The 25,200-nt window shown below is 71.6% G+C and carries 28 protein-coding genes; 3 read left to right on the top strand and 25 right to left on the bottom strand.

What is annotated here, in order from left to right; genetic code table 11:
* The 18 genes from argH to E7Z54_RS12735 all read right to left on the bottom strand — a co-directional run.
* On the bottom strand, positions 1-1,427 hold a 1,427-nt coding region (gene argH, locus E7Z54_RS12820; RefSeq protein ID WP_136434259.1), incomplete at its 3' end, for an argininosuccinate lyase.
* Complete coding sequence (locus tag E7Z54_RS12815) at positions 1,424-1,897, bottom strand: NUDIX hydrolase (RefSeq protein WP_136434257.1); 474 nt, start codon at positions 1,895-1,897, stop codon at positions 1,424-1,426. The genes E7Z54_RS12815 and argH, both read right to left, overlap by 4 nt.
* Positions 1,897-3,327, bottom strand: coding sequence for an argininosuccinate synthase (gene argG, locus E7Z54_RS12810; protein ID WP_136434255.1), 1,431 nt, complete (start codon positions 3,325-3,327; stop codon positions 1,897-1,899). Before argG ends, E7Z54_RS12815 begins: the two co-directional genes overlap by 1 nt.
* A complete protein-coding gene (locus E7Z54_RS12805) occupies positions 3,324-3,863 on the bottom strand; it encodes an arginine repressor (protein WP_136434253.1) in 540 nt (179 codons plus the stop codon). The genes argG and E7Z54_RS12805 overlap by 4 nt, the downstream gene beginning before the upstream one ends.
* Entirely contained in the window at positions 3,860-4,789 is a 930-nt protein-coding gene (argF, locus tag E7Z54_RS12800; RefSeq protein WP_136434251.1) for an ornithine carbamoyltransferase, read from the bottom strand. Before argF ends, E7Z54_RS12805 begins: the two co-directional genes overlap by 4 nt.
* Positions 4,786-6,018: an acetylornithine transaminase gene (locus E7Z54_RS12795; protein ID WP_276606225.1), complete on the bottom strand. Its 1,233-nt coding sequence runs from the start codon at positions 6,016-6,018 to the stop codon at positions 4,786-4,788. Before E7Z54_RS12795 ends, argF begins: the two co-directional genes overlap by 4 nt.
* Entirely contained in the window at positions 6,015-6,950 is a 936-nt protein-coding gene (gene argB, locus E7Z54_RS12790; protein WP_206056184.1) for an acetylglutamate kinase, read from the bottom strand. The genes E7Z54_RS12795 and argB overlap by 4 nt, the downstream gene beginning before the upstream one ends.
* 29 nt (positions 6,951-6,979) lie before the next feature.
* A complete protein-coding gene (gene argJ, locus E7Z54_RS12785) occupies positions 6,980-8,131 on the bottom strand; it encodes a bifunctional glutamate N-acetyltransferase/amino-acid acetyltransferase ArgJ (RefSeq protein WP_136434247.1) in 1,152 nt (383 codons plus the stop codon).
* A 29-nt stretch (positions 8,132-8,160) separates the two neighbouring features.
* Positions 8,161-8,562, bottom strand: coding sequence for an ACT domain-containing protein (locus E7Z54_RS12780; protein ID WP_136434246.1), 402 nt, complete (start codon positions 8,560-8,562; stop codon positions 8,161-8,163).
* On the bottom strand, positions 8,559-9,614 hold the full coding sequence (gene argC, locus E7Z54_RS12775) for an N-acetyl-gamma-glutamyl-phosphate reductase (protein WP_136434244.1): 1,056 nt from the start codon (positions 9,612-9,614) through the stop codon (positions 8,559-8,561). Before argC ends, E7Z54_RS12780 begins: the two co-directional genes overlap by 4 nt.
* Positions 9,615-9,669: 55 nt before the next feature.
* Complete coding sequence (gene pheT, locus E7Z54_RS12770) at positions 9,670-12,153, bottom strand: phenylalanine--tRNA ligase subunit beta (protein ID WP_136434242.1); 2,484 nt, start codon at positions 12,151-12,153, stop codon at positions 9,670-9,672.
* Between the two features lie 18 nt (positions 12,154-12,171).
* A complete protein-coding gene (gene pheS / locus E7Z54_RS12765) occupies positions 12,172-13,284 on the bottom strand; it encodes a phenylalanine--tRNA ligase subunit alpha (protein WP_136434241.1) in 1,113 nt (370 codons plus the stop codon).
* Positions 13,285-13,326: 42 nt separating this feature from the next.
* Positions 13,327-14,370 (bottom strand): sensor histidine kinase, encoded by a 1,044-nt coding sequence (locus E7Z54_RS12760; RefSeq protein WP_136434239.1) that lies wholly within the window; start codon positions 14,368-14,370, stop codon positions 13,327-13,329.
* A 61-nt stretch (positions 14,371-14,431) separates the two neighbouring features.
* Positions 14,432-15,247 carry a TrmH family RNA methyltransferase gene (locus tag E7Z54_RS12755; protein ID WP_136434237.1) on the bottom strand — a complete coding sequence of 272 codons (816 nt, stop codon included), beginning with the start codon at positions 15,245-15,247 and terminating at the stop codon, positions 14,432-14,434.
* A 2-nt stretch (positions 15,248-15,249) separates the two neighbouring features.
* Positions 15,250-15,636, bottom strand: coding sequence for a 50S ribosomal protein L20 (rplT, locus tag E7Z54_RS12750; protein WP_136434235.1), 387 nt, complete (start codon positions 15,634-15,636; stop codon positions 15,250-15,252).
* A gap of 26 nt (positions 15,637-15,662) precedes the next feature.
* Complete coding sequence (rpmI, locus tag E7Z54_RS12745) at positions 15,663-15,857, bottom strand: 50S ribosomal protein L35 (protein WP_136434233.1); 195 nt, start codon at positions 15,855-15,857, stop codon at positions 15,663-15,665.
* 21 nt (positions 15,858-15,878) lie between these two features.
* Entirely contained in the window at positions 15,879-16,508 is a 630-nt protein-coding gene (gene infC / locus E7Z54_RS12740; protein WP_240769662.1) for a translation initiation factor IF-3, read from the bottom strand.
* Between the two features lie 365 nt (positions 16,509-16,873).
* A complete protein-coding gene (locus tag E7Z54_RS12735) occupies positions 16,874-17,419 on the bottom strand; it encodes an SseB family protein (protein WP_136434231.1) in 546 nt (181 codons plus the stop codon).
* A 35-nt stretch (positions 17,420-17,454) separates the two neighbouring features.
* On the opposite strand from E7Z54_RS12735, the gene E7Z54_RS12730 reads away from it, so the two are divergent.
* Genes E7Z54_RS12730 through E7Z54_RS12720 form a run of 3 tightly spaced genes read left to right on the top strand, consistent with a single transcriptional unit; the run spans position 17,455 to position 20,162 of the window.
* Positions 17,455-18,690 (top strand): amino acid deaminase/aldolase, encoded by a 1,236-nt coding sequence (locus E7Z54_RS12730; protein ID WP_240769661.1) that lies wholly within the window; start codon positions 17,455-17,457, stop codon positions 18,688-18,690.
* Positions 18,691-18,694: 4 nt separating this feature from the next.
* The gene (locus E7Z54_RS12725) at positions 18,695-19,246 is read left to right on the top strand and encodes a uridine kinase family protein (RefSeq protein ID WP_240769660.1); all 552 of its coding nucleotides are present in this window, start codon (positions 18,695-18,697) and stop codon (positions 19,244-19,246) included.
* A 13-nt stretch (positions 19,247-19,259) separates the two neighbouring features.
* A complete protein-coding gene (locus tag E7Z54_RS12720) occupies positions 19,260-20,162 on the top strand; it encodes an aldose 1-epimerase family protein (RefSeq protein ID WP_136434228.1) in 903 nt (300 codons plus the stop codon).
* Between the two features lie 25 nt (positions 20,163-20,187).
* On the opposite strand, the gene E7Z54_RS12715 is transcribed toward E7Z54_RS12720, so the two are convergent.
* The 7 genes from E7Z54_RS12715 to ribD are packed head-to-tail and all read right to left on the bottom strand — an operon-like array spanning position 20,188 to position 25,133.
* A complete protein-coding gene (locus tag E7Z54_RS12715; protein ID WP_136434226.1) occupies positions 20,188-20,640 on the bottom strand; it encodes a PH domain-containing protein in 453 nt (150 codons plus the stop codon).
* Complete coding sequence (gene hisG, locus E7Z54_RS12710; protein ID WP_136434224.1) at positions 20,624-21,466, bottom strand: ATP phosphoribosyltransferase; 843 nt, start codon at positions 21,464-21,466, stop codon at positions 20,624-20,626. Before hisG ends, E7Z54_RS12715 begins: the two co-directional genes overlap by 17 nt.
* An 11-nt stretch (positions 21,467-21,477) precedes the next feature.
* A complete protein-coding gene (locus E7Z54_RS12705; protein ID WP_136434222.1) occupies positions 21,478-21,741 on the bottom strand; it encodes a phosphoribosyl-ATP diphosphatase in 264 nt (87 codons plus the stop codon).
* 53 nt (positions 21,742-21,794) lie between these two features.
* A complete protein-coding gene (ribH, locus tag E7Z54_RS12700) occupies positions 21,795-22,280 on the bottom strand; it encodes a 6,7-dimethyl-8-ribityllumazine synthase (protein WP_136434220.1) in 486 nt (161 codons plus the stop codon).
* The gene (locus E7Z54_RS12695; protein WP_136434218.1) at positions 22,280-23,518 is read right to left on the bottom strand and encodes a bifunctional 3,4-dihydroxy-2-butanone-4-phosphate synthase/GTP cyclohydrolase II; all 1,239 of its coding nucleotides are present in this window, start codon (positions 23,516-23,518) and stop codon (positions 22,280-22,282) included. Before E7Z54_RS12695 ends, ribH begins: the two co-directional genes overlap by 1 nt.
* The gene (locus tag E7Z54_RS12690; protein WP_136434216.1) at positions 23,515-24,123 is read right to left on the bottom strand and encodes a riboflavin synthase; all 609 of its coding nucleotides are present in this window, start codon (positions 24,121-24,123) and stop codon (positions 23,515-23,517) included. Before E7Z54_RS12690 ends, E7Z54_RS12695 begins: the two co-directional genes overlap by 4 nt.
* Positions 24,123-25,133, bottom strand: coding sequence for a bifunctional diaminohydroxyphosphoribosylaminopyrimidine deaminase/5-amino-6-(5-phosphoribosylamino)uracil reductase RibD (ribD, locus tag E7Z54_RS12685; RefSeq protein WP_136434270.1), 1,011 nt, complete (start codon positions 25,131-25,133; stop codon positions 24,123-24,125). Before ribD ends, E7Z54_RS12690 begins: the two co-directional genes overlap by 1 nt.
* Positions 25,134-25,200: the final 67 nt, after the last annotated feature.

Genomic DNA, 25,200 nt, shown 5'->3' with positions numbered 1-25,200 from the left:
GCCACCAGCCCGCGCAGCTCGGCCAGCTGCTCGCGGACCCGCGCGGGCGCCGTACCTCCGCGGCCGTCGCGCGAGGCGACGGAGCCCTCGACGGTCAGCACGTCGCGCACCTCCGGGGTCAGGTGCGGCGAGATCTCCGCGAACTGGTCGTCGGTGAGCTCGTCGAGCTCGATGCCGAGCTCCTCGCAACGACGGACGCAGCCGCCGGCGAGCTCGTGCGCCACCCGGAACGGGACGCCCTGCCTGACCAGCCACTCGGCGATGTCCGTGGCCAGCGAGAAGCCCTGGGGTGCCAGCTCCGCCATCCGCGCGGTGTCGAAGACCAGGGTCGCCACCTGTCCGGTGAACGCCGGGAGCAGCACCTCGAGGGTGTCGACCGAGTCGAAGACCGGCTCCTTGTCCTCCTGGAGATCACGGTTGTAGGCCAACGGGAGGGCCTTGAGTGTCGTGAGCAGCCCGGTCAGGTTGCCCACCAGCCGGCCGGCCTTGCCGCGGGCGAGCTCGGAGATGTCGGGGTTCTTCTTCTGCGGCATGATGCTCGACCCGGTCGACCACGAGTCGTGGAGCGTGACGAACCCGAACTCCCGGGTGGCCCAGAGGATGATCTCCTCGGCGATCCGGCTGATGTCGACGCCGGTCTGCGCGGCCACGAAGGCGAACTCCGCGACGAAGTCGCGTGACGCGGTGCCGTCGATGGAGTTCGCGGTGGAGCCGGTGAACCCGAGCTCGCGGGCCACCAGCTCCGGGTCCAGGCCGAGGCTCTGCCCGGCCAGCGCCCCCGACCCGTACGGCGAGTCGCCGGCCACCCGCCGGCGCCAGTCCGCAAGGCGGTCGACGTCGCGGAGCAGCGCCCACGCGTGAGCCATCAGGTGGTGCGAGAGCAGCACCGGCTGTGCGTGCTGGAGGTGGGTCCGCCCCGGCATGATCGCCGCACCGCCTCCGGTGTCCGGGTCCCCGAGGTGCTGGTCGGCCTGGTCGGCGAGCGCCTCGACCAGGTCGAGCACGAGCCCGGTCACCGTCACCGAGTGGTCGAGCAGGTAGCAGCGGAAGAGGGTGGCGATCTGGTCGTTGCGCGAGCGGCCCGCCCGGAGCCGGCCCCCGACGTCGGGTCCGACCTCCTCGATCAGCATCCGCTCGAGCGCGCCGTGCACGTCCTCGTCGGACGGGTCCGGCTGCAGGGTGCCGTCGGTGAAGCGCGACGCCAGCGAGTCGAGGCCGGCGTGCAGCGTCGCCTCCTCCTCCGCGGTCAGCAGGCCGGCCGCGGCGAGGGCCCGGGCATGCGCGTGGGAGCCGGCGATGTCGTAGAGCCCGAGGCGCCAGTCGAAGTGCGTGGACCTGGACAGCGCGTCGAGCTCGGGTGAGGGACCACCCGCGAAGCGGCCGCCCCAGAGCTTGCCGGTGTTGGTGCCGCCGTCGGTGCCGGTCATGCTGCTCCTCCTCGGACGTGCGCGACCGCCGCCCTCATGTGCTCGACGAGGCGCGGATCGACGGCGTGCCCGTCGTCCTCCAGCTCCTCGGGCGTCCACCAGCGGGCGTCGAAGATCGACTGGGACTCCAGCAGGTCCAGTCCTTCGAAGCTCACCGGCGTCTCCTCGAGCGCCACCGCGAACAGCGTGGACTCGTTGACGTAGTCCCGGCCATCCCACGAGAAGGCCACCTCGTAGGTGCCGAACGGCTCCCCCAGGTCCGTCGGGTCCACCACGATCCCGGTCTCCTCGCGCAGCTCGCGCGCACCGGCCTGCGCCAGCGACTCGCCGGGATCGGCCGCGCCGCCGACCGTGAACCAGTAGCGGACCTCGGGCAGCGCCGGATCGCAGCCGAGGAGCAGCAGCACCCGGCCCTCCTGGTTGACGGGGAGTACCCGGGCCACGGTGCGCCGCGTCGGTTCGTGGTGCATCAGTCGGTACCGAACTCCATGGCGGCATCCTCCAGCAGAGCCTCCTCCTCGCCCGTGAGCTCGGGGTTCTCCGTGATCTGGTCGGCGCCTCCGGCCTCGAGCTCGCCGTACAGCGTGCCGTGCTCGACGAGGACCTGGCCCTGGTCGATCGGCTGGGCTGCGTAGAGCTCGAGCTTCGCGCGGGAGTCGGCGATGTCCAGGTTGCGCATGGTGAGCTGGCCGATCCGATCCATCGGGCCGAACACGGCGTTCTCGGTGCGCTCCATCGACAGCTTCTCCGGGTGGTAGGAGAAGGCCGGGCCCTCGGTCGCGAGGATCGTGTAGTCCTCGCCGCGACGCAGTCGCAGCGTGACCTCGCCGGTGACGAGCGAGGCGATCCAGCGCTGGATCGACTCGCGCAGCATCAGCGCCTGCGGGTCCAGCCACCGACCCTCGTACAGCAGCCGGCCCAGGCGGCGACCCTCGGAGTGGTAGATCGCGACGGTGTCCTCGTTGTGGATCGCGTTGAGCAGCCGCTCGTAGCCGATCCACAGCAGCGCCATGCCGGGAGCCTCGTAGATGCCTCGCGACTTGGCCTCGATGATCCGGTTCTCGATCTGGTCGGACATGCCGAGGCCGTGGCGCCCGCCGATCGCGTTGGCCTCCATCACCAGCGCGACCGCGTCGTCGTACGTCGTGCCGTTGATGCCGACCGGCCGCCCCGCCTCGAACCGGACGGTGACCTCCTCCTCCTCGATCGCGACCGAGGGGTCCCAGAACTTCACGCCCATGATCGGCTCGACGGTCTCGAGGGAGACGTCGAGGTGCTCGAGAGTCTTCGCCTCGTGCGTGGCGCCCCAGATGTTGGCGTCGGTGGAGTACGCCTTCTCCTGGCTGTCGCGGTAGGGCAGGCCGTGCTCGACGAGCCACTGGCTCATCTCCGCGCGACCGCCGAGCTCGCTCACGAACTCCGCGTCCAGCCACGGCTTGTAGATGCGCAGGGCCGGGTTGGCCAACAGCCCGTACCGGTAGAACCGCTCGATGTCGTTGCCCTTGAAGGTCGAGCCGTCGCCCCAGATGTCGACGCCGTCCTCGTGCATGGCACGGACCAGCTTGGTGCCGGTCACCGCCCGGCCCAGCGGCGTGGTGTTGAAGTACACCCGACCGCCCGATCGGATGTGGAACGCGCCGCAGGCCATCGCCGCGAGACCCTCCTCCACCAGCTCGCGTCGGCAGTCCACCGCGCGCGCGATCTCGGCGCCGTACTGCAGGGCACGCTGGGGCACGCCGGAGATGTCAGGCTCGTCGTACTGCCCGATGTCGGCGGTGTACGTGCACGGCACCGCCCCCTTGTCGCGCATCCAGGCGACGGCGACGGAGGTGTCGAGTCCGCCGGAGAAGGCGATGCCGACGCGCTCCCCCTTCGGGAGGGAGGTCAGGACCTTGCTCAACTGTCGTTCCTTTCGGGGTCCGCCCGCTCTGCGAGCGCGGTGAACTTGTGGGCCAGGGCGTCTCCCCCGGCGGGCTCGCGCCCGATGACGAGCACGGTGTCGTCGCCGGCGATCGTGCCGAGGACCGGGCTGTCGGGGCCGAGGTCGACCTTGTCGATGGCGCTGGCGAGGAACTGCGCGGCCCCGGGCGGGGTGCGCAGGATGACCAGGTTGGCGCTCCCCTCGGCACTGACGAGCAGCTCCGCGCAGAGCTTGGAGAGACGGTGCTGTGCCGCGGCGCTCTCGCCCGCGACCGGCGTGCGGTTGCCGCCCTCGGCAGGTACGGCGTACACGAGGACTCCGCTGGGGCCACGGACCTTGACGGCGTCGAGCTCGACCAGGTCGCGGCTCAGCGTGGCCTGGGTGACGTGCAGGCCGCGGAGGGCCAACAGGTCGGCGAGCTCCTGCTGGGAGCGCACCTCTCGGCCCTCGAGCAGCTCGATGATGAGCGCCTGGCGGGCGCTCTTGGTCAGTGGGGTCAACGCGTGCTCGCTCATCGCTGCGCCTTCTCGTGCAGCCACATCAGGATCGCCTTCTGGGCGTGGCGGCGGTTCTCCGCCTCGTCCCAGACGACGCTCTGAGGGCCGTCGAGCACCTCGGCGGCGATCTCGGTGCCGCGGTAGGCGGGCAGGCAGTGCATCACGATGGCGTCCGGCTTCGCCTTGGCGACGAGGTCCGGGGTCACCGCCCAGGACCCGAAGACCGCGCGGCGGGCCTCCGCCTCCTGCTCCTTGCCCATCGACACCCAGGTGTCGGTGACCACGACGTCCACACCGTCGACGGCGGCGACGGGGTCGGGCTCGGACGTGGCGGAGCCCCCGGTGGCGGCACCGATCTCGTTGGCGCGCACGAACATCGCCTCGTCGGGCACATAGCCCTCCGGGCCGCTGATCCGGACGTGCATCCCGGCGAGGGCTCCGGCGAGCAGCCACGAGTTGCCCATGTTGCACGCGCCGTCACCGAGGAACGCGACGGTGAGCCCGGCCAGCGCGCCCTTGTGCTCCTGGACGGTGAGCAGGTCGGCGAGGAGCTGGCAGGGATGGAAGTCGTCGGTGAGGGCGTTGACGACCGGCACTCCGGACATGGCGGCCATCTCGTCGAGGTTCGCCTGCGCGAAGGTCCGCCACACCACCATGGACGCCTGCCGACCCAGCACCCGTGCCACGTCGGCGACCGGCTCGCGGGTGCCGATGCCGGCGAGCGCTCCGTCGACCAGCATCGGGTGCCCGCCCAGCTCGGCGATCCCGGCGGCGAAGGACGACTGGGTGCGCAGCGTCGGCTTGTCGAAGATCATCGCCACCGTGCGCGGTCCGGCCAGGGGCTTCCGGTCGAACGGGTGCGCCTTCAGCTCCGCGGCCAGGGCGAGCACCTCGGACTGCTCTTCGGCGGTCAGGTCGTCGTCGCGCAGGAAGGACCTCGTCACGGCGCCACTCCTTCCGTACCGGCCCCGTCGAGACCGGCCCGCTCGAGACCGGCCTGGTCGAGGATGAGTGGCCACGCCGCGACGAAGGCGTCCACGTCGGCCTCGGTGAGGACCAACGGCGGTGCGAGCCGGATCCGCTCGGCGGTGGCGCCGTTGATCAGGAAGCCGGCGTCCTGCGCGGCGGTCACCACGTCGGCCGTCTTCTGCTCCGACAGCGTGAGGCCCACCAGCAGCCCGGACCCGCGGGTCTCCAGGACCCGGGGATCGACACCGAGACCGCGCCGCAGTCGCTCGCCCATGGCGGTGGCGTGGTCGAGCAGGCCGTCGTCCTCGATCACGTCGAGCACGGCGAGGGCCGCCGCGGCGGCCACCGGGTTGCCGCCGAAGGTGGTGCCGTGGTTGCCGGGGTCGAAGAGCTTGCCGGCGCCGTGCGTGGCGATGCAGGCGCCGATCGGGATTCCTCCGGCGAGCCCCTTGGCCAGCGTGACGATGTCGGGCGCGATCTGCCCGCTCACGAGGTCGGGGTGCTGATGCGCGAACCACGCGCCGGTCCGGCCGACGCCGGTCTGCACCTCGTCCAGCCACAGGAGAGCGCCGTGCTCGTGGGCGATCCGCTGCGCGGCGGGCAGGTAGTCGCGCGGAGGCACGATGACGCCTGCCTCACCCTGGATCGGCTCGAGCAGGATCGCCGCCGTCTCCGTGTCGACGGCCGCCTCGAGCGCCGCCACGTCGCCGTACTCGACGAAGACGACGTCGCCGGGCAGGGGCTCGAAGGGCTCGCGGTACGCCGCCTTCGACGTCAGCGCGAGCGCGCCCATCGTGCGGCCGTGGAAGGAGCCGGTCGTGGCGACGATCTTCGTGCGCCCGGTGCGCCGGGTGAGCTTGAACGCCGCCTCGTTGGCCTCGGCACCGGAGTTGGTGAAGAACACGCGGGAGTCCGCCCCGAGCAGTGCACCGAGCCGCTCGGCCAGCGTGATCTGCGGCGCGCTGGCGAAGAAGTTCGAGATGTGGCCGAGGGTCTGCAGCTGATCGGTGACCGCGGCGACCAGCCGGGGGTGCGCGTGGCCGAGGGCGTTGACCGCGATGCCGCCGAGCAGGTCGACGTACTCCCTGCCGTCGGCGTCCCAGACGTGCGCGCCCGCGCCGCGGGCCAGCACGAGCTTCGGGGTGCCGAAGGCGTTCATCAGCGCGCCGGCGTACCGCTCGGTCCACTCACTGGTGACGGTCACTGCTGTACCTCCCTGGCCTTCCGCGTCTTGGTGGTGACACCGGGCAGCACCTGGGTCCCGACGCCCTCGTCGGTGAACAGCTCGAGGAGTACGGCGTGCACCTGCCGGCCGTCCACGACGGTGGCCCGCTTGACGCCGCTCCGCACCGCCTGCAGGCAGGCGTTCATCTTCGGGATCATGCCGCTCGCCAGGGTCGGGAGGATCTCCTCCAGCGCCTCGGGGCTGATCTCGCCGATCACCTCCTCCGGGTCTGGCCAGTCGAGGTAGAGGCCCTCGACGTCGGTGAGGATCAGCAGCTTCTCGGCGCCGAGCGCACCAGCGAGCGCGGCGGCCGCGGAGTCGGCGTTGACGTTGTGCACCTGGCCGTCGACGTCGGGCGCGACGCTGGAGACCACCGGGATCCGGCCCGCCTCGATCAGGTCGAGCACGGCCTCGGGCCGCACCTGCGCGACCTCGCCGACGAGGCCGAGGTCGACCTTCTCGCCGTCGACGACGGTGCCCGTCTGCTCGGCGGTGAACAGCCCGGCGTCCTCGCCGGACAGCCCGACCGCCAGCGGCCCGTGCTCGTTGATCAGGCCCACCAGCTCGCGCTGGACCTGGCCGACGAGCACCATCCGGACGACGTCCATCGCCTCCGGCGTGGTGACCCGCAGACCGCCGCGGAACTCCGACTCGATGCCGAGCCGGTCGAGCATCAAGGAGATCTGGGGGCCGCCGCCGTGCACGACGACGGGCCGGAAGCCGGCGAACCGCAGGAACGCGATGTCCTCGGCGAAGGCGCGCTTGAGCGTGTCGTCGGTCATGGCGTTGCCGCCGTACTTCACCACGACGACCTTGCCGTGGTAGGCCTTCAGCCACGGGAGCGCCGCCGCGAGGGTGGCTGCCTTGCCCGGGTCGGGCTTCCCCGGCTCGTGGGACTCGGTCTTGATCATCGTCGTCTGCTCCCGGCCCTCGTCCTGAGTCATGAGCTGTAGGCGCTGTTCTCGTGCACGTAGGCGTGGGTGAGGTCGTTGGTCCACACCGTCGCCCGGGCGTCACCGGCCTTGAGGTCGATGGTCACCGTGACCTGCCGCGGCGAGAGGTCCACCAGACCCGGGTCCTCGCCGGGTCCGCTGTTGCGGCAGACCCAGACGTCGTTCATCGCCACGTCGAGGTCGGCCGGGTCGAAGGCTGCCTTCGTGGTGCCGATCGACGCCAGGACCCGGCCCCAGTTGGGGTCCTTGCCGAAGACGGCGGCCTTGAACAGGTTGCTGCGCGCGACGCTGCGACCGACCTCCATGGCGTCTTCCTCGCTGGCGGCGTTGAGTGTGGTGATCGCGATCTCGTGGTCGGCGCCCTCGGCGTCGGCGAGCAGCTGCATCGCCAGCGACGTGCACGCCTCGACGAGCGCCGTGGTGAAGTCGGCGAGCGCGGGCTGGACGCCGGAGGCGCCACTGGCCATCACCGTGACCGTGTCGTTGGTCGACATGCAGCCGTCCGAGTCGAGCCGGTCGAAGCTGACCCGGGTCGCCGAGCGGAGCGCCTTGTCGAGATCCTCCGCGGGCACCACCGCGTCGGTGGTGAGCACGACCAGCATCGTGGCGAGCGCCGGCGCCAGCATGCCGGCGCCCTTCGCCATCCCGCCGATCGACCAGCCGTCACGCTCGACGACGACCTGCTTGCTCACCGAGTCGGTGGTCATGATCGCCTCGGCCGCGGCGTTGCCGCCGTCGGCCGACAGCAGGCCGTGCACGGTGTGCACACCGTCGATCAGCCGCTGGCGGTCGTTGGCGAGGCCGATCAGCCCCGTCGAGCACACCACGACGTCGACCGCCCCGAACCCGAGGACCGATCCGACCTCCTCGGCGACCCGGTGGGTGGTGACGAACCCGTCGGGACCGGTGTAGCAGTTCGCTCCGCCGGAGTTGAGGACGACGGCGCGAACGGTGCCGTCCTTGACGACCTGCTCGCTCCAGAGAACGGGGTTGGCCTTGCAGCGGTTGGCCGTGAAGACGGAGGCCGAGTCGAACCGCGGGCCCTCGTTGACCACGAGGGCGAGATCCGGGTTGCCGTTGCTCTTCAGGCCGATGGCGGCGCCGGCGGCGACGAAACCGGCGGGGTGGGTGACGCTCATGGGGGTGGTTCCTTCGAAGATGGGTCCGGTCAGGCGGGAACGGCGGGGGCGACGGTGTGCCCCGATCGTCGCCACGCCTCCTCGGCCCGGTCGGCGTCCGCGGTCCGCACCAGGATCCAGTCGGTGTCGAAGGTGGAGATCGTGAACACGCTGATGGCCTCCTCGGCCAGCGGGGTCAGCACCGCGACCAGCACGCCGGTCATGCCGAAGTCGAGCGGGCCGTCCACCGAGAACGCCGTGAAGGGCTTCTCGTGGCGTGCCTTCTTCGGGACGCTCCGGCCGGCGCACACCAGCGACGTCTCCTCCGCGGTCGCGGTGATCGAGAAGATCGAGGACGACTCGGCCCAGTCGGGGATCTCGGCACCGGGAGCCAGGCGCACGACGGCGAGGGTCTCGGGGAAGCGGAAGAGGCTGAAGGTCTGGTCGCTCATGGCGCGAGTCCCACCGTCGTCAGGCCAGCGGTCTCGTCGAGGCCGAGGGCGAGGTTCATGCACTGCACGGCGGCGCCGGCGGTGCCCTTCGCGAGATTGTCGATCGCGCCCACGGCGACGAGCCGGCCGGCAGTCTCGTCGATCGTGACCTGGAGGTGGACGGCGTTCGAGCCGAGCACCGCCTGGGTCTGCGGCCACCGACCGACCGGCAGGACGTGCACGAACGGCTCGTCGGCGTACGCCTTCTCGTAGGCGGCGTGGGCGTCCTCGGCCGTGATCGAGCCGGCCGGCCCCGCGAGCGGCGCCGAGCACGTGGCGAGGATGCCCCGCGACATCGGCACCAGCAGCGGCGTGAAGCTGACCCGCACGGTCTCGCTGGTGAGCCGGCCGAGGTTCTGGGTGATCTCGGGGGTGTGGCGGTGGACGCCGCCCACGCCGTACGCGCTGGTGTTGCCCATCACCTCGCTGCCGAGCAGGTGCGGCTTGGCGGCCTTGCCCGCGCCACTCGTGCCGGACGCGGCTACGACGACGACGTCGGGGACCACGATGCCCGCGGCCACCGCGGGCGCCATCGTCAGGGAGGAGATCGTCGGATAGCAGCCCGGCACCGCGACCCGGCGCGCGCCGCGGAGCGCCTCGCGGTGGCCGGGAAGCTCGGGCAGGCCGTACGGCCAGGTCCCGGCGTGCGGACTGCCGTAGAAGCGCGCCCACTCCCCCGCGTCCTCGAGCCGGAAATCGGCACCGCAGTCGATGACCACCACGGCGTCGTCGCGGGCCGCGAGCTCCTCCGCCAGCGCGCCGGACTGGCCGTGCGGCAGGCCGAGGAAGACGACGTCGTGGCCGGCGAGGACCTCGACGGTCGTCGGCTCGAGCACCCGGTCGGCCAACGGCAGGAGATGCGGCTGGAGCGAGCCCAGCGTCTCCCCCGCGTTGCTGCCCGCCGTCAGCGCGCCGATCTCGACGGTCGGGTGCCCGAGGAGCAGGCGCAGCACCTCACCGCCGGCGTATCCGCTGGCTCCGGCGACAGCGACCCGTACCTTGCTCATGTGCATGAATATACAGATGTCTGCATGTTCCTGCGAACTGGGGGCTGACCGAGCGCGCCGGTCAACGTTGGACGGCGCCCACTCGCTCGGCGGCGACCGCGACGGCCGCGTCCCGGGCGGCGCCCGCCTCGGCCTCGGTGAGCGTCCGGTCCAGGGCGCGGAACCGCAGCGCGAAGGCCAGCGACTTCTTCCCGCTGCCGATCTGCTCGCCCGTGTAGACGTCGAACAGCCGGACCGACTCCAGCAGGTCGCCGGCGCCCTCGCGGAGAGCTGCCTCCACCGCGGTGACCGGTACCCCGGCGTCGACGACGAGGGCGACGTCCTCCTTGGCGACGGGCATGGTCGAGAACACCGGCCCCGGGGGCACGTCGACCGCGGCGGCCATCAGGGCGTCGAGGTCGATCTCGGCCGCTGCGCTGCGGGCCGGCAGTCCGAACGCCTTGCACACGTTGGGGTGCAGCTCGCCGGCGTGCCCGATCTCGACATCCTCGATGGTGATCACGGCACAGCGTCCGGGGTGCCAGGGCATCCGGGCCGCCGCCGCGACGTCGACGGTCACGCCGAGGTCGTCGGCCAGGCGGCGTACGACGGCGAGCGCGTCGCTCCACCCGGCAGTCGTGCCGGGTCCCCACCAACCGGCACGGGTCCGTTCGCCGGCGAGGACCACACCGAGGTGCTGCGGCTGCACCGGCAGAGCCTCGACCAGCTTCTCCAGCTCGGCGTCGCTCGGGCGGGTGTGCACGCCGTAGATCGGTGCCGGCCCGTTGTCGGACGGGAACGCCACGGTGCCGGTCTCGAACAGCGCGACCCCCGGAGCACCGCGGCCGACGTTGCGACCCGCGGCCTCGAGCAGGCCCGGCAGCAGGGTGGTGGTGTAGGCCGGCTCCTCGGTGGAGAGCGGGTTCGCGAGGCCGATCGTCTTGCGCAGCGGGTCGTCGGCGGGCAGGCCGAGCCGGTCGAAGGTCGCCTCGCCGACGAACGGGAAGCTGATCACCTCCACGCAGCCGGCTCCGGACAGGACCCGGCCGATGCGCCGCCGGAGGCGCTGGGTGCGGGTCAGCCCACGGCCCGTGGCGCGGCGCGGGAGAACGCTCGGCACCTGGTCGTAGCCGACGATCCGGACGACCTCCTCGACGAGGTCGTAGGGCGCGTTGATGTCGGGCCGCCAGGTCGGTGGGACGACGTCGATCGAGCCCTGCTCGTGCTCGGTCACCGACGCGCCGATCGCGCGGAGCTGCTCGACGGTGGTCATCGCCGAGATGGCGATGCCACTCAGGCGAGCGGGCAGCTCGGTGGCGATGGTGATCGTCGGGCGCTCCGGAGCGGAGCCGACGAGGGTGAAGCCCGGCTCTGCGATCGCCCCGCCGTGCTGGACCAGGAGCTCGACGACGCGATCGGCCGCGACGCCCGGGAGCAGGGGGTCCACGCCGCGCTCGTTGCGCTTGCCGGCCTCGGAGATCAGCCGGTGGCGCTTGCCGGTGCGGAACATGGACACGGCGTCCCAGTGGGCGGCCTCGATCAGGATCCTGGTGGTGGTCGCCGACATCTCCGTCGTGGCCCCGCCCATCACGCCGGCGAGGCCGATCGGCCCGGAGTCGTCGGTGATCACGAGGTCCTCGGTGGACAGCTCACGGACGGTGTCGTCGAGGGTCGCGAGCCGCTCGCCATCGTGCGCGCGGCGGACGCCGAGCGCGCCGGCGACCCTGTCGGCGTCGTAGCCGTGGATCGGTTGGCCGAGCTCGAGCATCACGTAGTTGGTGATGTCGACGGCCAGCGAGATCGACCGCATGCCGGCCTGCTCGACGCGGTGCTTCATGAACTCGGGGGTGGGACGGGTGGGGTCGAACCCGCTCACCAGGCGGGCGGCGAAGACCGGGCAGCCGACCGGGTCGTCGACGTTGACCTCCCATGCCTTCCCGTCGACGTCGGGCAGCGGGCGGTCGGCCGGGTCCCGGAACGGGACGTCGAAACCAAGGGCAGCCTCACGGGCGATGCCGCGCAGGGACAGCGCGTAGGCGCGGTCGGGGTTGATCTCGAACTCGACGACCTCCTCGCCCAGGCCGAGCAGGTCGAAGGCGTCGTCCCCCGGGCGGCCGGCGTCGGGCGGCAGCACGATGATGCCGGCCCCGTCCCCGGTGAGGCCCAGCTCCGGGGCGGAACAGATCATGCCGGCGGAGACATGGCCGTAGGTCTTGCGCGCGGAGATCTCGAAGCCGCCGGGCAGCACACCGCCGGGGAGTACGACGACCACGAGGTCACCGGGCTCGAAGTTGTGGGCGCCGCACACGATGCCCTGCGGCTCACCCGTCCCGTTGGCGGCGCCGACGTCGACGGTGCACCAGTTGATGACCTTGCCGTTCTTCTGCGGCTCGGGCTCCTTGGTCAGCACCCGGCCGACCACCAGCGGGCCCTGGATCTCGGCTCCGGCGGCGACGATGCCCTCGAGCTTGAGCCCGAGCGCGGTCAGCCGGTCGGTGAGCGCCTCGGTCGAGACCTCGGCGGGCAGGTCGACGTACTCCCTGATCCAGGAGACGGGGGCCTTCATGTCGTTGCAGCTCCCTTTCTAGAGTTCGGAGCCGAAAGCGGTGGTGAACCGGACGTCGCCCTCGAACAGGGCACGCAGGTCCTCGAGTCCGTGCCGGAACATCAAGGTGCGGTCGATGCCCATCCCGAACGCGAATCCGGAGTAGCGCGACGAGTCCACGCCGCAGGCCTGCAGCACCCGCGGGTTGACGATGCCGCAGCCACCCCACTCGATCCAACCCTCGCCGCGGCAGGTCCGGCACGCACCGGACCGGTCGTCGTCGAGGCCGGAGCCGCGGCACACGAAGCAGATCAGGTCGACCTCGGCCGAGGGCTCGGTGAACGGGAAGAACGACGGCCGGAACCGGGTCGTGATGCCCTCGCCGAACATGCTGGTCGCGAAGTGGTCCAGGGTGCCCTTGAGATGGGCCATCGAGATGCCCTCGTCGATGGCGAGGCCCTCGACCTGGTGGAACATCGGCGAGTGGGTCGCGTCGTACTCGTCGGTGCGGAAGACCCGACCGGGGCAGACGACGTAGATCGGGGGCGTGCGCGTCAGCATGGTGCGCGCCTGCACGGGGCTGGTGTGGGTGCGCAGCACGATGTGGTTGTCGGCCGGCTCGGTCCAGAAGGTGTCCTGCATGGTGCGCGCCGGGTGGTCCGGGCCCAGGTTGAGGGCATCGAAGTTCAGCCACTCGGCCTCGATGACCGGGCCCTCGGCGACCTCCCAGCCCATCGCGACGAAGATGTCGGCGATCAGCTCGGCACCGGTGGTGAGCGGGTGCCGGGCGCCGACCGGGTCGCGGTCGGTCGGCAGCGTGACGTCGACGGACTCCTCGACGAGGATCCGCGCCTCGTGCTCGGCCTCGAGCTCGGCCTGGCGCTTCGCGAGAGCCTGGCTGACGGCGCCGCGGGCCTGGCCCACGCGCTGACCGGCCTCCTTGCGAGCCTGGGGCGGGAGCGCGCCGATCTCGCGGTTGGCGAGGGCGAGGGGCGAGCGGTCGCCGGCGTGCTGGGTTCGGACCGCCTTGAGCTGCTCCAGGTCGGCGGCAGCGGCGATCGCGGCCAGGGCAGCGTCGCGCGCCGCCTCGACCTCTGCAGGGCTCACGGCGGCGACCTCCACGGGGTCGTAGTCGGTGTTGGGGCCGGACATCGGGCTCAGTCTAGGAACCGACCGCCCCGACCGACGAACCGGTCAGCCTGTCGAGTCGGTGCCGGGTCCGTGCACGGGCCAGGTGGTGACGATGCGGGCGCCTCCTCCGGGCCGGTCGTCGACCATGACCGTCCCTCCGTGCGCCTTGACCAGCCCGTTGACGATGTAGAGCCCGAGGCCGGAGCCGCCCGCGCTCCCCGCGGTCCAGAACTTGGTGAAGATCCGCTTGCGCAGCTCGGCCGGGATGCCCTCCCCCTCGTCGGTCACCGTGACTGCCACGTACGACGGGTCGTCGGCCCAGATCCCGACCCGGACCCGCACCTCGCCGTCGCCGTGGCGCATCGCGTTCTCGACGACGTTGATCAGCACCTGGATCAGCTTGTCCGGATCCGCGTCGACCTTCGGGAGGTCCTCGTCGATCTCGAGCAGCACCGGGGTGGAGCTGACCACGGTCAACGACTCCACCACCCGGGTGGCCCTCAGCCCGACGTCGGTGGGGCGCTTGTGGAGCTGGAGGCGCCCGGTGTCGATGCGGGCCACGTCGAGGAGCTCGGTGATCAGCCGGCTCAGCCGGTCCGCGTCGGCACCGGCGGTGGTGAGCATCAGCTTCTTCTGCTCGTCGGTGAGCTTGTCCCAGCGGTTCAGCAGCGCGTGCACGAAGCCCTTCACGCCGGTCAGCGGCGACCGGAGCTCGTGGGCCAGGGTCGCCACCAGGTCGGAGCGGTCGCGGTCGAGGCGTGCCCTGCCGCGACCGGAGCGCAGCGAGATCGCCACGGTCTCGACCGGTCCCACGCGCTCGCCGCGGTGCAGCCGGGCGGTGACCAGCACCTCGGTGCCGTCCGGCAGGAGCCAGGTCTGCTCGGGGACCGCCGTCCGGGTCCGGAGTCCGACGTAGGGGTCGTTCGCCACGGTCCACGCCTCCCCGTCGTGGTCTGAGAGGGCGAGCACGTCGCCGAGGCGCTTGCCGAGCGCCTCGACCGGGTCGACGTCGAGCATCCGAGCGGCGACCGCGTTGACCGCGGTCACCCGGGCCTCGCCGTCCGCGACCACCACGCCGTCGGGCAGCAGGTCGATCGCGTCCGTCATACGGGCCCTCCACGGCCTCGGACAGCGATGCGCGGCAGAGGTGAGGAACGCTGCGGGGTGCTCACGCCCTCATCATGGCCCGCGCGCTGGCGTAGAGACAGAGCGCGGCCGCCGTGGCGAGATTGAGCGACTCGGCGCGGCCGAGGATCGGGATGGACACGACCCCGTCGGCCAGACCGGTGAGGCCCTCCGGGAGGCCGTGCGCCTCGTTGCCGAACAGCCACGCGGTGGGACGGGTGAGGACGTCGTCGGACTCGAACAGGTCGAGCTCTCCCCTGCCGTCCGCGGCCAGCACCTGGTAGCCGGCGGCCTGAGCCGCCCGGATCGCCGCGGCCGGGTCGCGCTCCACGGCGAACGGGAGGTGGAACAGGCTGCCGACCGAGGCCCGCACGGTCTTGGGGTTGTAGGCGTCCACCGAGTCCCCCGCCAGTACGACGCCGGCCGCGCCTGCCGCGTCGGCGCACCGGATGACGGTGCCGGCGTTGCCCGGATCGCGGATGTCTGCGCAGATGGCGAGCAGGCGGTGGTCTCCGGACCGGCTCTGCGCGACCGCATGGTCGGTGCGCATCAGTGCGTCCAGGGGGCGGTCGATGAAGCGGCAGACGGCGACGACCCCGGCCGGGGTCACACTGTCGCTGAGCCCGGCCATCGCGCGCTTTTCGACCAGGGTGACCGCGACCCCGGCCAGCAGGGCGTCGTACTCCTCCGCGGCGCGGGGGGTGGCGAAGACCTCGACGACCCGGTCGGGCGCCTCGAGGGCGCCCTCGACGGCCTTCGGGCCGTCGGCAAGGAAGAGCCGCCGCTCGGAACGGACCGAGCGGCGGCTGAGCTTCCTTGCTTCCTTGACCCTGGTGTTGCCAGCGGTCAGGGGGTCCATCGTCAGGCGCTGACCTTGGGCGCGTTGACGTCGTCCGGCAGCGCCTCCTTGGCGGTGGCGACGAGGGCCGAGAACGCGGCCGGCTCGTTGACGGCCAGGTCGGCGAGGATCTTCCGGTCGACCTCGACGCCAGCCAGGTTCAGGCCCTGGATGAAGCGGTTGTAGGTCATCCCCTCCGCGCGGGCGGCCGCGTTGATCCGCTGGATCCACAGGCGGCGGAAGTTGCCCTTGTTCTTCTTGCGGTCGTTGTACGAGTAGACCAGGGAGTGGGTGACCTGCTCCTTGGCCTTGCGGTACAGACGCGAGCGCTGGCCGCGGTACCCGCTGGCCCGCTCGAGGGTGGTACGACGCTTCTTCGCCGCGTTGACTGCGCGCTTGACGCGTGCCATCTCTTATCTCCTTCTAGCGCTGGGGCTCAGCGGCCCAGCAGCTTCTTCGCGCGGGGAACGTCGTTCTTCGCGACCTCGGTCGTGCCCGACAGGCGACGGGTGACCTTGGAGGCCTTCTTCTCGAGGTTGTGGCGCTTGCCGGCCTTCTCCCGGAGGATCTTGCCGGAGCCCGTGACCTTGAACCGCTTGCTGGCACCGGAGTGCGTCTTGTTCTTCGGCATCTGCTGCTCTCTCTCCTGTGCTCAGGCTTCGATCTCGGGGTCGAGGTTCTCGGAGCGACCCCGCTCCTTCTTCTGTGCCGCCGGCTTGACCGACGTGCGCTCCGCCTGGGCGGCGCGCTCCTCGGCTGCCTCGGCCTCGCGCTCGGCGCGACGCTCTTCCTTGGCTGCCTTGACCTCGGCCTTGGCCTCGGCCTTCTTCTTGTGCGGACCGAGGACCATGATCATGTTGCGGCCGTCCTGCTTCGGCGAGGACTCGACGAAGCCAAGCTCCTCGACGTCCTCCGCCAGCTTCTGCAGCAACCGGAAGCCGAGCTCGGGGCGGTGCTGCTCGCGACCACGGAACATGATGGTGATCTTGACCTTGTCGCCGGCCTTGAGGAAGCGCACCACGTGACCCTTCTTGGTCTCGTAGTCGTGCGCGTCGATCTTCGGGCGGAGCTTCATCTCCTTGATGACGACGTTGGTCTGGTTCCGTCGTGCTTCACGGGCCTTCTGGGCGTTCTCGTACTTGAACTTCCCGTAGTCCATGAGCTTGCAGACGGGGGGCTTCCCCATCGGCGCGATCTCCACCAGGTCCAGGTCGGCCTCCTGCGCGAGCTTGAGGGCCTGGTCGGTGGGGACGATGCCGACGGTCTCGCCGTTGGGTCCCACGAGCCGGACCTCGGGTACCCGGATCCGGTCGTTGATGCGCAGCTCGGTGCTGATGTGTCCTCCAAATTCGTCTGGTCGGGAGCCCGCCCCTTGCTCTGTCCGCGTGGCCTCGGCCTCGCGGGCCCAAAACGAGAAACGGCTCCCGCTGTCCAAGCGGAAGCCAGTCACGAGCCCCCCACCCGACGAATCCAACGTCAGGAGTCTGGCTCTCCATGGACCGGACCCGACGACCTGGCGGCCGATGCGGGTGGGAGACGATGGTGCCGGTCCCCGCTTGTGGGATCTGCCGGCCCGGCCCCCGCTGCGGCAGGCTGGTCCGACGGATCGGTCAACACCTGATCCTATCCCGACTGTTCCCGCGCGTGCTAATCGCCGGGCGAGTCATCCGGCGCGGCGCCGAGCCACGCCCAGCCGTCGTCCGCGAGGTGCACCGGGCGCCACCCCGCCGCGATCCGCGCCAGGTCCTCGTCGGCGACCACGAACGTGTGCGGACCGGCGACGTCGACGACCAAGGCGTCGGCGCCCTCCTGGACCGCAGTCGCCGCCGCCAGGTGCGCCGCGACCGGGACCGGACGCGCCTGGGGGTTCCACGCCGCGAGCGCCGCCTGGTCGGTGAACGCGAGGAGCGCGAGGCGGCCGTCGGCACCGGTGAGGAGCACGGCCGCCATGTCGCTGGTCTTGTCCCGGGCGAGACCGTCGTCACCGGTCTCGACCTCCCCCAGCACGGCGACCACAGGCACCAGCAGCCGGGATCCGGCGAGCTGCGCCAGCACGGCGGGGTACATCGCCGACCCCTCGTCGTACGCCCGGAGCGCCGCCGCGAGCGCCGGGTCCGCCGAGCCGTCGTCGTCGACGTACTCCGAACCTTCGAGGCGGCGCTGATCAGGTCGCTCCTGCGGCGGTTCGTTCACCGGACAAGCATGGCACCCGTGGAACGATGGCTCGCGTGCATCACTCGTCCATCGCGCGCAACCGCCTTGCCGCGCGGCTGAACGACGCGGTCCGATCGCACCCGGAGCCGCAGTCGACGCCGATCTTCGCGGTGGACCTCGACGCGTTCGACGCCAACGCCGAGGACCTGGCGCGCCGCGCCAACGGTGTCCCGATCCGGGTCGCCTCCAAGTCGATCCGGGTCCCCTCGCTGATCCGCCGTGCGCTGGGGATCGACGGCTTTGCCGGCGTCCTGGCCTACACGCTCGCCGAGGCGCTGTGGCTCGAGGAGCACGACGTGTCCGACGACATCGTGGTCGCCTACCCGACCGTCGACCGGGCCGCCCTCGCCGCTCTCGTGGCCTCGCCCCGCGCCGCGTCGAGGGTCACGATCATGGTCGACGACCTCGCACACCTCGACCTGGTCGACAGCCTCCGCGCCTCGACCGCCGTGCCGGTCCGGGTGGCGGTCGACATCGACGCCGGGCTGCGCTGGGGCGGCCAGCAGGTCGGCCCCAAGCGCTCGCCCCTCTACGACGTCGGGTCGGTCACCGAGCTCGCCCGCACCGCGATCGACCGCAAGGGCTTCCAGCTCGTCGGCGCGATGACCTACGAGGGCCAGGTCGCTGGCGTGCCCGACTCGGTGCCGCACCAGCGCGCGAGATCAGCGGTGGTTCGCCGGCTGAAGCAGATGTCGGTCGCCCAGCTCCAGGTCCGTCGCGCGTCGATCGCGGAGGCGCTGGCCGGGCTGCGCGGGTACGGCGACTTCGCGGGCCTGCAGTTCTGGAACGCAGGAGGCTCCGGCTCGATCGAGTCCTCGGCGGCAGACCCGGTCGTGACCGAGGTGACGGCCGGCTCCGGACTGCTGGCCCCGACGCTGTTCGACCACTACGAGTCCTTCACCCCCGTGCCGGCCGCCTTCTTCGGCCTGCCGGTGACGCGCAGGCCCTCGGCACAGGTCGCCACGGTGCACGGAGGCGGCCTCATCGCGTCCGGCCCGACGGGCAGCGACCGGGCCCCCACGCCGTGGGCGCCCGCGGGCCTCGGCCTCACCGGACTGGAGGGCGCGGGCGAGGTGCAGACGCCGCTCACCGGCAGCAACGCGGCGACGTTGGCGATCGGCGACCTCGTGTGGTTCCGGCATGCCAAGTCCGGGGAGCCCTTCGAGCACGGCAACGAGGTGCTCCTGGTGGAAGGTGACCGCGTGGTGGAGACGGCGCTGACCTACCGGGGCCATGGCCTCGCCTTCTGACCCGGTGGCCGGTCCGGCCGCGATCGCACGACGGGTGCTCGCCGAGACCCTGGAGCGCCCCGCGACCCTCGGCGACGGCCGGCTGGTCTGCATCGACGGTCTCGCCGGCGCCGGGAAGACGAGCGTCGCCCGCGAGCTGGCGCGGCTCGCCCCGGAGGCGGTGGTGATCGGCACCGACGAGATGCTGGAGGGCTGGCGCGGGCTGCCCGGCCTCGGCAGCAGCGTCGAGGCACTGCTCCGACCGCTCGCCGAGGGCCGCCCGGGCCGCTGGCGTCGCTGGGACTGGCTCGCGGACGGTTGGGCCGAGGAGCGCGAGGTCGCGCCGGGCCCGTTGCTGGTGCTCGAGGGCGTGGGGTCCGCCGCGGCGTCGTACGACGAGCTGGTGACGTACCTGGTGTGGGTGGAGGCGGACCGCGACGTCCGGTTGGCTCGCGGGCTCGCCCGGGACGGCGAGCAGATGCGCAGGCACTGGCTGACCTGGCTCGACGACGAGGCGGCGCTGCACGAGCGCGAGGACTCCCGCGGACGGGCCGACCTGATCGTCCGAACCTCCTGACTAGGGTGAGGACGTGAGCGCTCCCAGCGGGAAGCAACACGTCATCGAGGCCGGAGGCTACCGCGCCGTCGTCACCCAGGGCGGCGGTGCGCTGAGGGAGCTGAGCCACCAGGGGCGGCCCCTCCTGCACGGCTTCGCCGAGGACGCGATGCCGGACGGCGGGCGTGGCCAGCTGCTGATGCCGTGGCCAAACCGGATCGGCGACGGCCGCTACCAGCGCGACGGCAGGACCCACCAGCTGGCGCTCACGGAGCCCTCGCGGGGCAACGCCTCCCACGGCCTGGTCCGCTGGGTCTCGTGGTCGCTGGTGGCCCAGCGCGCCGACCGCGTCGAGCTGTCGTACTTCCTGCCGGCGCAGACCGGTTACCCCTGGGCACTCGACCTCACCGTCACCTACGAGGTCGGCGCGAGCGGGCTCCGGGTGACCCAGTCGGCGACCAACCTGGCCGCCGCCGAGGCGCCCTACGCCTCGGGCGCACATCCCTACCTTCTCGCTGGGGTCGGTCCCTGCGACCGCTGGGAGCTCGGCCTTCCTGCGGCCACGCGGCTCCTGACGGACGAGCAGCGGCTGCTTCCGATCGGACGCGAGGACGTCGGCGGGACGGAGTGGGACTTCCGCACGCCGCACGACATCGGACCCGCCGTCCTCAACCACGCGTTCACCGACCTCGAGCGCGACGGCCGGGGCGTGGCGACGACGACGCTGGTCGGACACGGGGGCGCGGTGGCGCTCTGGGTCGACGAGCACCACCGGTGGCTGCAGGTCTACACCGGCGACGACACCGGCACGCCGCGCGCCTCGTTGGCGGTCGAGCCGATGACCGCTCCGCCCGACGCCTTCCGGTCCGGCGAGGACCTGGTGGTGCTCGACCCCGGACAGTCGTTCACGGCGAGCTGGGGCATCCGCGACCTGTAGCCGCCCGGGTCCCGCTCGAACCGGGTCAGCCGCTGCGCGCCGCGACCAGCGCCTTGAGAGCGAGGACCGCGTGCTTGGCCCGGGCGCCGTCGGAGGCGTGGATCCCCATCACCGGCACCGTCGTGCCGTCGCTGATGTCGAGCGAGGGCCACGGCGCGCCGACCGGCATCCGCAGCGCGATCACCTCCGCCCATTCATAGGACCGCGTGCGATAGCCGTTGACCACGGTCAGGCCCTGGGCGGTGGCGACCACCCGGGACCGGGCGAGCGCGTTGAGCAGAGCCAGCCCGAGCAGGACGAACCCGATCACCGTCGCCTTCTGCAGGAAGCCCACCGAGTCCTTGGTCTGCTGGTCGAAGGTCATCCAGAGCCACGCGAATGCTCCGACCAGCAGGGCACCGAACACCATGGCCGCCATCCGGGGGCCGAACGGGCGGTAGGTCTGAGGCAGCTCGGGGAGCTCAGAGCCGGCAGGCATGGATATCCGTGGTGAGGATGCCTCGGGCACCGAGGTCGTAGAGCTCGTCCATCACCCGCTGGGCCCGCGCCCGCGGGACCATCGAGCGCACGGCGACCCACCCCTCGCGATGAAGCGGGCTCACGGTGGGACTCTCGATGCCGGGCGTCAGCGCGACGGCCTCCTCGACCCTCTCGGCACGGATGTCGTAGTCCATCATCACGTAGGTGCGGGCGACCAGGACGCCCTGCAGCCGGCGGGTGAAGATCTCGAGCCCTGCGGGATCGCTGCCGTTGCGGGTGATCATTACTCCCTCCGACTCCAGGATCACCTCGCCGAAGACCTCGAGACCGGCGCTGCGCAGGGTGCTCCCGGTCTCCACGACGTCGGCGATCACGTCGGCGACGCCGAGCTGAATGCTGGTCTCCACCGCGCCGTCGAGGCGCACCACCGAGGCCTCGATGCCGCGGTCGGCGAGGTACCGGGCCACGACGCCGTCGTACGACGTCGCGATCCGCTTGCCGGCGAGGTCCTCGACGGTGGTGGCCGTGCCGGGACGTGCCGCGAATCGGAACTTGGAGCGACCGAAGCCGAGCCGAAGCGACTCCGTCGCGGTCGCCTCGGAGTCGAGGAGCAGGTCTCGTCCGGTGATGCCGGCATCGAGGGTCCCCTCGCCGACGTACAGCGCGATGTCGCGGGGGCGCAGGTAGAAGAACTCGACGTCGTTGTCCGGGTCGAGCTTGGTGAGCTGCTTGGAGTCCGTGCGCTGCGCATAGCCGGCCTCGCGCAGGATCGTCGAGGCGGCCTCGGACAGTGCCCCCTTGTTGGGGACGGCGATCTTCAGCATGGGTGCGTCTTTCAGAGGTGGGCGTAGACGTCCTCGAGCGTGAGTCCGCTCGCGATCATGAGGACCTGGGCGTGGTAGAGCAGCTGGCTGATCTCCAGGGCCGTGGCCTCGGGACCTTCGTGCTCCGCGGCCATCCACGACTCCGCGGCCTCCTCGATCAGCTTCTTGCCGATCGCATGGACGCCGGCGTCGAGCGCGCGGACGGTGCCGGAGCCCTCAGGACGGGTCCGCGCCTTCTCGCTGAGCTCGGTGAACAGCTCGTCGAACGTCTTCACGGGGGGTCAGCCTACGGCGTGACCACGGCAGGACCCGCGCCGGTCTCACCCGATCAGGTGGCGTAGCCGCGCCGGATGCGCTTGAGGGTCGCTGCCGTCTGCAACGCCGCGGCCGCCGCCTCGTAGCCCTTGTCCTCCTTCGAGCCCTCCAGCCCCGCCCGGTCCAGCGCCTGCTGCTCGTCGTCGCAGGTGAGCACGCCGAACCCGATCGGCACCTGGTGGTCGAGCGCCACCCGGGTGAGTCCGTCGGTCGCGGCGTTGCAGACGTAGTCGAAGTGCGGCGTGCCGCCGCGGATGACCACACCCAGCGCGATCACGGCGTCGTACGACGGCGCGAGGGCCGCGGCCGTCACCGGTAGCTCGAACGTGCCGGGCACCCGGACGATGACCGGCGCCTCGACCTTGTGGTCGGCGAACGCCCGCTGGGCGCCGGCGATCAGCCCGTCCATCACCGGGATGTGCCAGCTCGCGGCGACGACCGCAACCCGCAGGTCGTGGCAGTCGACGGGCTCGATGTCGGGAGCGCCGTGCCCAGCCATCAGTTCACTCCTTCGAGGTTCGGGAGGTGGTGGCCCATCCGGTCCCGCTTGGTGAGCAGGTAGGCCAGGTTGTGGTCGTTGGGGTGCGGAGTCAGGGAGACCCGCTCGGTCACCTTGATGCCGTAGTCCTCGAGGTCGCTGACCTTCGTCGGGTTGTTGGTCAGCAGCCGCACCTCGGTCACGCCCAGGTCCTTGAGGATCTGCGTCGCCGCGCCGTAGTGGCGAGCGTCGGCCGGCAGCCCGAGGTCGAGGTTGGCGTCGACGGTGTCTCGGCCGCCGTCCTGCAGCTGGTAGGCCTGCAGCTTCGCGACCAGCCCGATCCCCCGGCCCTCGTGTCCGCGGAGGTAGACCACCACCCCGCGGCCCTCCTCGACGATCCGGCCGAGCGCCTCGTTGAGCTGCGGACCGCAGTCGCACCGATCGCTGCCGAACACGTCGCCGGTGAGGCACTCGGAGTGGACGCGCGTCAGCACCGGCCCCTCCTCGGACAGCGTCGCCGGGTCGCCGTACACGAGAGCGACATGCTCGCTGTCGTCGACCGTGATCGTGTAGCCGATGGCGGTGAACTCACCGTGCCTGGTGGGCAGCCGGGTCTCCGCCTCGCGCAGGACGTGTCGTTCGGTGCGGCGGCGGTAGCGCACCAGGTCCTCGATGGAGATCATGGCCAGCCCGTGCTCGTCGGCGAACGCGCGCAGCTGCGGGGCACGCTTCATGGTGCCGTCGTCGTTGACCACCTCGACCAGCACACCGGCCGGCGTCAGCCCGGCCATCCGGCACAGGTCGACCGCGGCCTCGGTGTGACCGCGGCGGACGAGCACGCCGCCCTCGCGGTAGCGCAGAGGGAAGACGTGCCCGGGGCGGGTCAGCTCCCACGGCTCGGTCGCCGAGTCCGCGAGCACCCGCACCGTGTGGGCGCGATCCGCCGCGGAGATCCCGGTCGTCACGCCGTCACGAGCGTCGACCGAGATCGTGTACGCCGTGCGCATCTTGTCGCGGTTGTGCGGGGTCATCAGCGGGATCTCGAGCCGGTCGAGCATCGGTCCCGGCATCGGCGCGCAGATCACGCCGCTGGAGTGTCGGATGGTCCAGGCCATCAGCTCCGGCGTCGCCTTGCTCGCGGCGAAGATGATGTCGCCCTCGTTCTCTCGGTCCTCGTCGTCGACGACGACCACAGCCCTGCCCGCCGCGATGTCGGCCACGGCGCGCTCGACGGGGTCCAGACGGACCTTCTCGGTCATTGCTTCTCCTGCTGTGTGTAGGCCCGTACGAGCTTCTCGACGTGCTTGGCGATGACGTCGACCTCGAGGTTCACCCGGTCGCCGGGGGCTCGGGAGCCGAGCGTGGTCCGGACGAGGGTCTCCGGGATGAGGCTGACGGTGAACGTGTCGTCCCTGGCCTCCACGACGGTCAGCGAGGTGCCGTCGACCGTGATCGATCCCTTGTCGACCAGGTAGCGGCCGAGCTCGGGAGGCATCGCAATCTCGACCACCTCCCAGTGCTCGCTGGGGGTGCGGGCGACGACCTCCCCGACGGCGTCGACGTGACCCTGGACGATGTGTCCTCCGAGGCGCTTGTCGACGGTGACCGCGCGCTCGAGGTTGACCCGGTCACCGACGGCGAGGCCGCCGAGGCTGGTCTTGGCGAGCGTCTCGGCCATCACGTCGGCCGTCCAGGTGGAGTCGGTGCGCTCCGCGACGGTCAGGCAGCAGCCGTTGACGGCGATCGAGTCGCCGAGGCCGGCGTCGGTCAGCGCGATCTCGCAGCCGATCGTGAGCCGGATCGCGTCACCCTGGTCCTCGATGGCGGCGACGGTGCCGAGCTCCTCGACGATGCCGGTGAACATCAGCTCTCCTTCCGGGGCGTGAGGACCAGGCGCACGTTGGCCTCGGGACCCTTCCCGATCACGGTCGTGTCGACGAGGTCGAAGCGCAACGCCTGGTCGATGCTCTGGATTCCGAGCTGCCCGACGGCCGTCCTGCCGTCACCGAGCAGAGCCGGCGCGACATAGGCGACGACCTCGTCCACCAAGCCGGCCTTGAGGAAGGCGGCGGCGAGCGTGGGCCCGCCCTCGAGGAAGACGTGGTGGCGCTCGTGGTCGTGATAGAGCGTCGCGAGCGCCTGTGCTGGGTCGCGGGTGCGAAGGTGCACGGTCGGCGCCTGGTCGTCGAGGATCCGGCGATCCTCGGGCAGGTCGCGCTCCCCCATCACCGCGCGAAGCGGCTGCACGGGCAAGGGCTGGTCGTCATCGTCGCGGACCGTGAGCTGCGGATCGTCGACCTCGACGGTGTTGGTGCCGACCAGCATGGTGTCGCACAGGCCGCGCAGCAGGTGGGCGTCGCGACGCGCCGGCGCGGAGGAGACCCAGCGCGACGAGCCGTCCGCTGCGGCGCTCCGGCCGTCCAGGGTGGAGGCGAACTTCCAGGTCACGAACGGCCGGCCGTGCACGTGCGCGAAGGTCCACGACCGGTTGAGCGCCACCGCGTCGTCCACGAGCATGCCGGCGTCGACCTGGATCCCCGCCTCGGCCAGTGCCTCCAGTCCGCCGCCGGCGATGGGATTCGGGTCGCGCTGGGCGACCACCACACGTCGTATCCCGGCGGCGATGAGGGCCTGCACGCACGGACCGGTGCGGCCGGTGTGGTTGCAGGGCTCGAGCGTGACGACGGCCGTCGCGCCCAGGGCACGGTCGCCCGCGGCCGCGAGCGCTTCGACCTCCGCGTGCGGCGAGCCCGCGCCGCGGTGGTAGCCCTCCCCGACCACGGTGCCGTCCGGTGCGAGGAGCACGCAGCCGACGCGCGGATTCGGGTGGAGAGGCACCCCGGGGCTCGCCGCTAGCGCGAGGGCACGCCGCATCGCGTCGTAATCATGGGTGAAGGCCCCCCTGCTGTCGCTCACCGTCGTCCTTTCGTCCTGGCGCGGA

The sequence above is a fragment of the Nocardioides sp. genome, assembly GCF_004803405.1.
Classification (GTDB): Bacteria; Actinomycetota; Actinomycetes; order Propionibacteriales; family Nocardioidaceae; genus Nocardioides; species Nocardioides vastitatis.
This window is presented reverse-complemented; position numbering and strand designations above follow the sequence as displayed.